The organism is Streptomyces albus subsp. chlorinus, assembly GCF_013302895.1.
GTDB lineage: Bacteria > Actinomycetota > Actinomycetes > Streptomycetales > Streptomycetaceae > Streptomyces > Streptomyces chlorinus.
In genome coordinates, this window is the sequence record NZ_VJOK01000001.1 from 3,736,597 (window position 1) to 3,743,535 (window position 6,939).

At 71.5% G+C, this 6,939-nt stretch carries 5 protein-coding genes and 1 tRNA gene; 3 read left to right on the forward strand and 3 right to left on the reverse strand.

Translation table 11 applies throughout. From position 1 onward, the window contains the following. The coding region (locus FM076_RS16600) for a serine/threonine-protein kinase (protein WP_173871561.1) at positions 1–1,473 on the reverse strand (1,473 nt) is incomplete at its 3' end. A gap of 49 nt (positions 1,474–1,522) precedes the next feature. Beyond that, positions 1,523–2,071, reverse strand: coding sequence for a helix-turn-helix domain-containing protein (locus FM076_RS16605; RefSeq protein WP_173871563.1), 549 nt, complete (start codon positions 2,069–2,071; stop codon positions 1,523–1,525). A gap of 129 nt (positions 2,072–2,200) precedes the next feature. On the opposite strand from FM076_RS16605, the gene FM076_RS16610 reads away from it, so the two are divergent. Both FM076_RS16610 and FM076_RS16615 read left to right on the forward strand, forming a co-directional pair. After that, positions 2,201–2,273 (forward strand) — tRNA-Ala (locus FM076_RS16610). Between the two features lie 579 nt (positions 2,274–2,852). After that, positions 2,853–4,931: a tetratricopeptide repeat protein gene (locus FM076_RS16615; protein ID WP_180217788.1), complete on the forward strand. Its 2,079-nt coding sequence runs from the start codon at positions 2,853–2,855 to the stop codon at positions 4,929–4,931. Here the strand turns inward: FM076_RS16615 and FM076_RS16620 are convergent. Continuing rightward, the gene (locus FM076_RS16620; protein WP_180217789.1) at positions 4,894–6,210 is read right to left on the reverse strand and encodes a hypothetical protein; all 1,317 of its coding nucleotides are present in this window, start codon (positions 6,208–6,210) and stop codon (positions 4,894–4,896) included. The two genes, FM076_RS16615 and FM076_RS16620, sit on opposite strands and share 38 nt — an antisense overlap. A 229-nt stretch (positions 6,211–6,439) precedes the next feature. On the opposite strand from FM076_RS16620, the gene FM076_RS35000 reads away from it, so the two are divergent. Continuing rightward, positions 6,440–6,646 carry a hypothetical protein gene (locus FM076_RS35000; protein ID WP_173871566.1) on the forward strand — a complete coding sequence of 69 codons (207 nt, stop codon included), beginning with the start codon at positions 6,440–6,442 and terminating at the stop codon, positions 6,644–6,646. Positions 6,647–6,939 lie beyond the last annotated feature (293 nt).

Genomic DNA, 6,939 nt, shown 5'->3' on the forward strand with positions numbered 1-6,939 from the left:
GACCAGCAGCGGGACCGCGACCTTGGCGGAGGGGCCCGGCCTGCGACCCGCCGCGGCGCCGGCCGGCGGGAGGGGCACCGCGGGGCCGGGCCCGGCCGCGGGGGTCCCCGGGACCACGGGGGCGGGAGCGGACGGGGCCGCGGCGGTCCCGGGCGCGGGCTGGTGGCCGGTGTAGGGGCGGGTGCCGCCCGCGTCGGGGTGGTACGGGTACGCCTGTGTGGGCGCCGCGGGAGCGGCGGGCCGCTCCGGCACGGAGGGCGGCGCCGCCACCGGGACCGGCGGCGGGAGGTGGAAGCTGCCGGTGGAGGAGGACGACGACACGGCAGGCGCACCCGGCGTGGCGTCGGCACCCGGCGTACCGGAAACGTCCGGGGAGCCGGGGCCGGGGCCGCTCGGGGAGCCGGGGCCGCTCGGGGAGCCGGACGTGCCAGGGGCGCCGGGCATGGCGGGGGTGCCGGACGGGCCAGGGGCGCCGGACGTGCCGGGGGAACCCGGGCCGGGCGCGCCCGGGGCGTTCCGGGAGCCCGGCGCACCAGGGAAGCCAGGCGTACCCGGAAAACCAGGCGCACCAGGGGAGTCCGGTGGTGCGGGGCGGAGCGGGCCGTCGGGGCCGAATCCCTCGGGGAGCGGACCGAGATGGTCGAAGACCTCCACGGCCTCCTGCTCGGCCGTCGCGTCCGAGTCGAGCAGTTCCACCGCGCTCGCCAGCGCCTTACGGGTCCCCGTCGCGGTCTGGAACCGGGCGGCGGGGTCGGGCTGGAGCAGCTGGCCCAGCACCTGCCACAGCGGCTCGGGCACCCGTTCGGGCGCGGGGGGCATTCCGTGCTCGTAGCTCTCCAGCACCGCCTGCGAGTCGGGCTTGCTGCCCGTCAGCAGGTAGAGCCCCACCAGGCCGACCGCGTACAGGTCGGAGGTGAAGTCGGCCTCCGCCTCCAGCATCTGCTCCGGCGCGAAGTACCCGGGGGTGCCGACGACGTAGTTGGTCTCGGTCAGGCGCGGGTCGCCCTTGCGCATGGAGATGCCGAAGTCGGACAGCCGCAGGTGGGGGCGGCCGGTTCCGGTGGGCTCCAGCAGCAGGTTGGCGGGCTTGATGTCCCGGTGCACCACGTCCTCCGCGTGCACGGCCGCGAGGCCCGACAGCAGCTGGTCGAGCAGGGTGCACACGTACGTGGGGGGCAACGGCCCGTAGTCGCCCAGGAGATGGGCCAGCGAGCCGCCCTTGACCAGGTCCATGGTGAAGAGGACCTTCTCGTCGTCCGCGGCCCAGCTGTGGGGGGCCAGCACGTGCGGGTGGTCGATGCGCAGGGCCTGTTCGCGGACGAACCGCAGCAGGGTGTGCGCGTCCGACTGCTGGAGCACCTTGGCGGCCACGTACCGCCGGCGCCGGTGGTCCCAGGCGCGCCAGACCATGCCGACACCGCCGCGGCCGATCGGGTCGATCAGCTCATACCTGCCGGCGAAGATCTCTCCCATGGCGCCGCGTCCGCTCCCCTGCTCCCGCTCTGTCCGGTCCGTGCCGAGGTCAGCTCTGGTGCGCCTCGTAGTGCTTGACGGCGTCCGAGGTGCGGCCCGCGCCGTAGACCCGCAGGAACTCTGCCAGTTCCGGGTGCGAGGAGGCGAGGGCGTTCGAGGCGTCGATGATCTCGGCGGCGTCCGACACGGAGCGCAGGAGGGCCTGGATCTCGCGCACGACGCGCTTGACGGGGGTCTGCGAGGCGCCGGAGGAGGCGGTCTGCGTGGTGTTGAGCACGCTGCCGCCTGCGGTGCGGCGGATCTCGTCCATCCGGTTGGTCGCGTCGGCCGCGCTGACGTCACCGCGGGCCACCTCGGCGGCCAGCTCCTGGAGGGCCTGGACACGCTGGACGACGGCGGGGTTCCCGATCTTTGCGCGCTGCCCGCTCATGAGCTGCGAAAGCATAGGCGCGGACAGTCCCAGTACCGTCGCCAGCCGGGCCTGGTTGAGCCCGAGGTCGTCGATGAGACGGCGGAAGAGAGTCCCCAACGGCTCGCCGTACCACTGACTCTGGAGCTCGCGCGCCTTCGCGGTCGGGTCCTGTGCTGCTGCGTCCATGACGTCTCCCCTGGGCTCCCCTGCATCACTTCGCTCGCGCGAACTTGCCGTGCATCCTACGGACGGCGCGGGGCGCGGGCGATACCCGGTCGTAAGGAGACCACCGGAGCCAGTATCCTGGTGCCCGACGGGGCCATAGCTCAGTTGGTAGAGCGCTGTCTTTGCATGGCAGATGTCAGGGGTTCGACTCCCCTTGGCTCCACTTCACCGAAGGCCGTCCGACCTGGGTAAACGCGGGTCGGGCGGCCTCTTTGTGTGCGTAGCGTCGATACCGAGGCGAAGTTCGGCGGCAGGTCGCGCGGCACATGTCTCCGAGGTCCACACCCTTCTTCGCCCGGGATCGGGGGAGGGCGGAATCAGCCCCGAGGTGGTCCAGCGGGGGCCGACGACTTGGCGGACGGCGCGGAGGAGCCTCTCGCCCCCGGGAGACCGGCGGTCGCTGGAGCGAGGTCACCGCGCCGCAACCGCGCGACCTCCGCTCGCCGCGACGGCGGACCAGCCGCCCGCTCCTCACTCGGCCGGGACGACCCGGCAGGCCCCTCGCCCCGGACCTGTGAGCAGCGGGAATCCTTCCCACGCGAGGCCGGTACAGCACTGCGAACAGACCAACGCGCCAACCGCATCGCTGTCAGGTCCTAGTGATGCTGTTGGCGCTTGCCCCGGGAGCCGCCAACGGCCGTCCGAGCTGTCATTTCCCGGGGTGGCGTGGATACAGTCGGCAGCGAGGACGAGGAGGGGTGGCGTGATCGAGGTCGTGACAGCGAGTGCGATCACAGCATTCATGACTGCTGTGCTCAACGGCGCCGCCGGAGAGGTGGGCAAGCAGTTACTGCTGACGACGCACGCGCTGGTCGGGCGGACCCTGGGCCGACGCGCGCCGCTGCCGACCAGCGAGTCCGGGTTGCAGGTACTGGGCCGTGAGATCAGTGAACGGCTGGAGCCGGGGCAGCGTCAGGCGCGGGAATGGGCCCTGCTGCTCGGGAGCACGACCGGTTCGCCGACGCTGTCCCCGGGGGCCGGGGTGCCGCCCCCACCTCGGGATTTCACGGACCGGGCCGCCGTGCTCAAGCAGCTGAAGCACGAGGCCACGCGCCGCGCCGATGGGCAGCCCCGGGCAGCACTGCTGTGGGGGCCTCCGGGCATCGGCTCCAGCGCGGTGGCGCTCTACTTCGCGGCCAAGCACACCGGTCTTTACCCCGACGGACAGTTCTACGTCGACCTTCGTGATGTGGCCGGCGGCCAGCTGGTGGAGCCCGTTGTCGTCCTCCAGCGCGTGCTGCGCGAGATGAACGTGGACCCGGACGGCATGCCGGCCACCGCATCAGGGTGCCGGGACCTCTACCGCCGCCTGACGAACGGCCGCAGGGCCCTGCTGGTGATCAACCACGCGACCGCTGCCGCCCAGGTGCGTCCCCTCGTCCCCAATACGCCGGAGCTGTTCTTGCTGGTCGTTGCCTCCGGCCCGCCCTTCAGCCTGGAGGCCCGGCGCATCGAGGTGCCGCCGCTGAAGGACCGGGACGCGAAGGAACTGCTGAGGAAAGCAGCCGGAGCCGACACCGTGGCGCGGGCGAAGAGGCAGCTGCCGGGCATCCTGGAGCGGTGTGCCGGGAACGGCTACGCACTGCGGGCGGCAGCGGCGCAACTGCTCGCCGCGCAGGAACCGTCCGCCGAGCCGCCGGAGGCACCGCAGTCCTCGGATCCCGTACGCAGAACGGTGCGCGCCGTCTGTGCGGGGCTTCCGTCGGCGACGGTGCGGCTGTGTCATCTGGTCGCGCTCGGCGGATGGCCCGTGGTGACTTCCGGCCTCGCGGGATGGGCGGCTGATGTCTCTCCGGAAGAGGCAGCCCGGATGCTCGCCGAGGCTTCGGAAGCACACCTGATCGAAGCACTGGGGGAAGACCGCTACCGCTTCCACGCCGAGGTGTGCCGCTACCTCGCGGAAACGGCGGGCCCGCAGCTGGGTGTCGCCACGTGCTCGGCCGCCGTCTCCCGGACACTGACGGGCCTGACGCACCGGGCCGAGCACGCCGCCCACGCGGCGCTTCCGGAGAGCTGGCGGGTCGCCGACGCTCCCGAGCGAGGAGCCCCCTATGAGGGGGAAGCCGACGGCCTGGCAGCTCTGGTTGCCGAGCGGGCGAACGTTCTGCGCGCGATCACGGTCGCCGACGAGTATCAGCATATCGAGATGTGCCTGCGGCTGGCCCGGACGCTGTGGCCCCTCGTGCTGAAGGCGGGGTACTGGGCCGAGGCGCTGCCCGCGTTGCGGGCAGCAGCTCGCTGTGCGGATGAGCGACAGCCGGAGTCGAGCACCTCCGCGGCCCTGCACTTCCAGCTCGCACACTGCCTCGGCCAACTGCGCCGCTGGGAGGAGGCGGAACACGAAGCCCGGACCGCGGTCACCCACGAACGAGCGGCCGGTCATCTTCTCGGAGAAGCGTCCAGCACCGAATACCTCGGCCTGCTGAGCCTCTACCAGGCGAACGGGCAGAAGGCCGCTGAATGGTTCGCGGAGGCCGGCGAGCGCTATCGGCTCCTGTTGGACGAACAGGGAGAGAGCCGGCACCTGCGGCGCGCTCTCGCCCTCCTGGAACGCCACACAGGACGTGCGCTGTGGTTGCAGGGGGAACTGGCCGCGTCCCGCACCCACCTGAGCAGCGCACACGACTACTTCGAGCGCGAGGGGGAGAAGTACAACCTGGCCCGCACACTCACCGATCTCGCCGAAACAGCTCACACAGCAGGGGACGACGCCGAGGCGCTCACCCACATCGCACAGGCCATGCGGCTGCTTCCCGCCGATGCGACACCGCACCGGCACTACCTCACCGACCTGCGGCGCCGCTGCGAGGAGATGCGGTAAGAAACTCCGCGACCACCGGGTGGGTCCCGTGCGCGGTGCGCACTCGGAGCGTGGTGCCTTCTGGCGGCATCGTGCCACCGGCATTCAGCCAGGCGTGCAACGCCGAGGCGTAGGCGGCGGGATCGATGTCCGCCTCCGGTCCCGCGGAGAGCTGGAGCAGGCCGTGCTGCCGTGCGTACGCCGTGCAGGTGTCCGGTCCGGTGATGTAGGCGGCGACCGCGCACTGCGGGTGCCGCTCCAGTACCTCTGCCGCCCAGTGGGCGGGACCTCCCAGCCGGGGATCGTCCGGCGTCCCTTCCCGTACGATCACGTCGGCGAGGGCCAGATCGCTGGGGTTCCGTGTCTCCTCGTGCACCGCGAGATGACCCTCCCCGCTGGCCGCGTACGGGTGCTCGGCGGAGCGCTCGATATCGATTCGCCGTCCGCGGACCCGGGCCCGTACACGAAGCGGCGCGGTCCGACGGGGCGGTTCGTACGGCGGGGTCGCCAGCGGCTCCAGAAGCGCCGGAGCGGTAGGCTCGTCGAGGTCGAGCAGCCGGTAGAAGCTGCGGCGCAACAGGGCCGCCGACCCGCCGGGAGCTGAGCTGACGAACTCGGCCGGCCCGCGCCACGGGCGATGCGAGGCCAAAGCGCGCTCCAACTGCGCACCCAGGGGCGCATGCGGATCCAGCCGAGGTGCCGTGCGGACGAAGTCCGCCAAGGGTGCCTCGGGATCCAGCCGCTCGTCTCCGGCCGCCGCGAGCAGCACCGGGGTGCCCAGGGCCGCCGCATAGTAGGAGACCGCTCCGAAATCCCCGATGACCACGTCAGCGGCCAGGAGCGCTTGCCGCCAGGAACTCAGAGGATCGACAAGAACCAGCCCATGGCGCCGGGCCCGGTCCAACCACGCCCGTACCTGGCCCGGCCCGTGGCCGTACCAGATATTCGGGTGCAAGACGGCTGCCACGCGGTATTCATCGGCCGGAAGCTCCGCAGCCAGCCGCGGAAGCAGGCTCGGCAACAGGTCCTCGGAGCCACCGTTGCCGAAGAAACCCTCCGGATTCCACGTGGAGTTCAAAACGACGAGCCGCTGCCCACGCCGAACCCCCCACGCGCGCCGGAACCGTTGCCGGTACGGCCGCCCAGCCAGCATGCGGTCGTAACAGGGATCCCCCGCGAGCACTGCGGCTTCCGCCGCCTCCGGGCACACGCGCCGCAATCGCGCGAGCTGCTCGGGATGCGACAGCACAAGAGCGTCCACGAACGGCTTGCCGTCCTCCAGCAACCAGTCGGGCGCCAACCCGAATGTCGGCTCCCGGCTCCCGGCTCCCGGCTCCCGGCTCCCGGCTCCCGGCTCCCGGCTCCCGGCTCCCGGCTCCCGGCTCCCGGCTCCCGGCTCCCGGCTCCCGGCTCCCGGCTCCCGGCTCCCGGCTCCCGGCTCCCGGCTCCCGGCTCCCGGCTCCCGGCCTGGCCAGTTTCTTAGTATATCCCACCCCATGTGACAGTACGCACAATTTACCCTTTATGAGGTGGAGTTCTCCGCCAAAGCTGGCGGAGATCGCGAGATCGACAGGAGTTGCGACGGCTTGTTCCCATGGGAGAACGGGAAGTCCCAACTCGGCGAACAGCTCCCGGACTCCGCTTTGGAAAGCGGAGGACCCTGTGGAAGTGACCAGCAGTTGAACCCGGAAGTCGTCATGGAAAAGCGGCAGAAGGTCCAGGAGCCGCCCGGCTGACGTGACGTTGTGCACCACCAGCAGCACGCGGCCGTGTACGCGCCGGCTTGTCCAGCGTGCGGCGTCCGGCCCGACTGGTACCCGTATGGCTGCGGGATCCGCTGACCCCACTGGATCCTCCCGCGGCAGTTCCCAAGCTGTCCCGATCACCCTAGATGATTGAGTCCGATGTTCGTGCTGGTCGGGACCATGGTGAAGGGCGCCCGTCGGTCAGTGGGTGAAGACAAACCTGGACGCCCTTCTGGCGGCACTGTACGTGTTCATCGACGACCATGTGGCGCCTTGCCGCTCTT

What these genes read in the sequence shown, in the direction of transcription:
- FM076_RS16615 (WP_180217788.1), top strand. Translation starts at nt 2,853, where the DNA reads ATGACTGCTGTGCTCAACGGCGCCGCCGGAGAGGTGGGCAAGCAGTTA.
- FM076_RS16605 (WP_173871563.1), bottom strand. Translation starts at nt 2,071, where the DNA reads ATGGACGCAGCAGCACAGGACCCGACCGCGAAGGCGCGCGAGCTCCAG.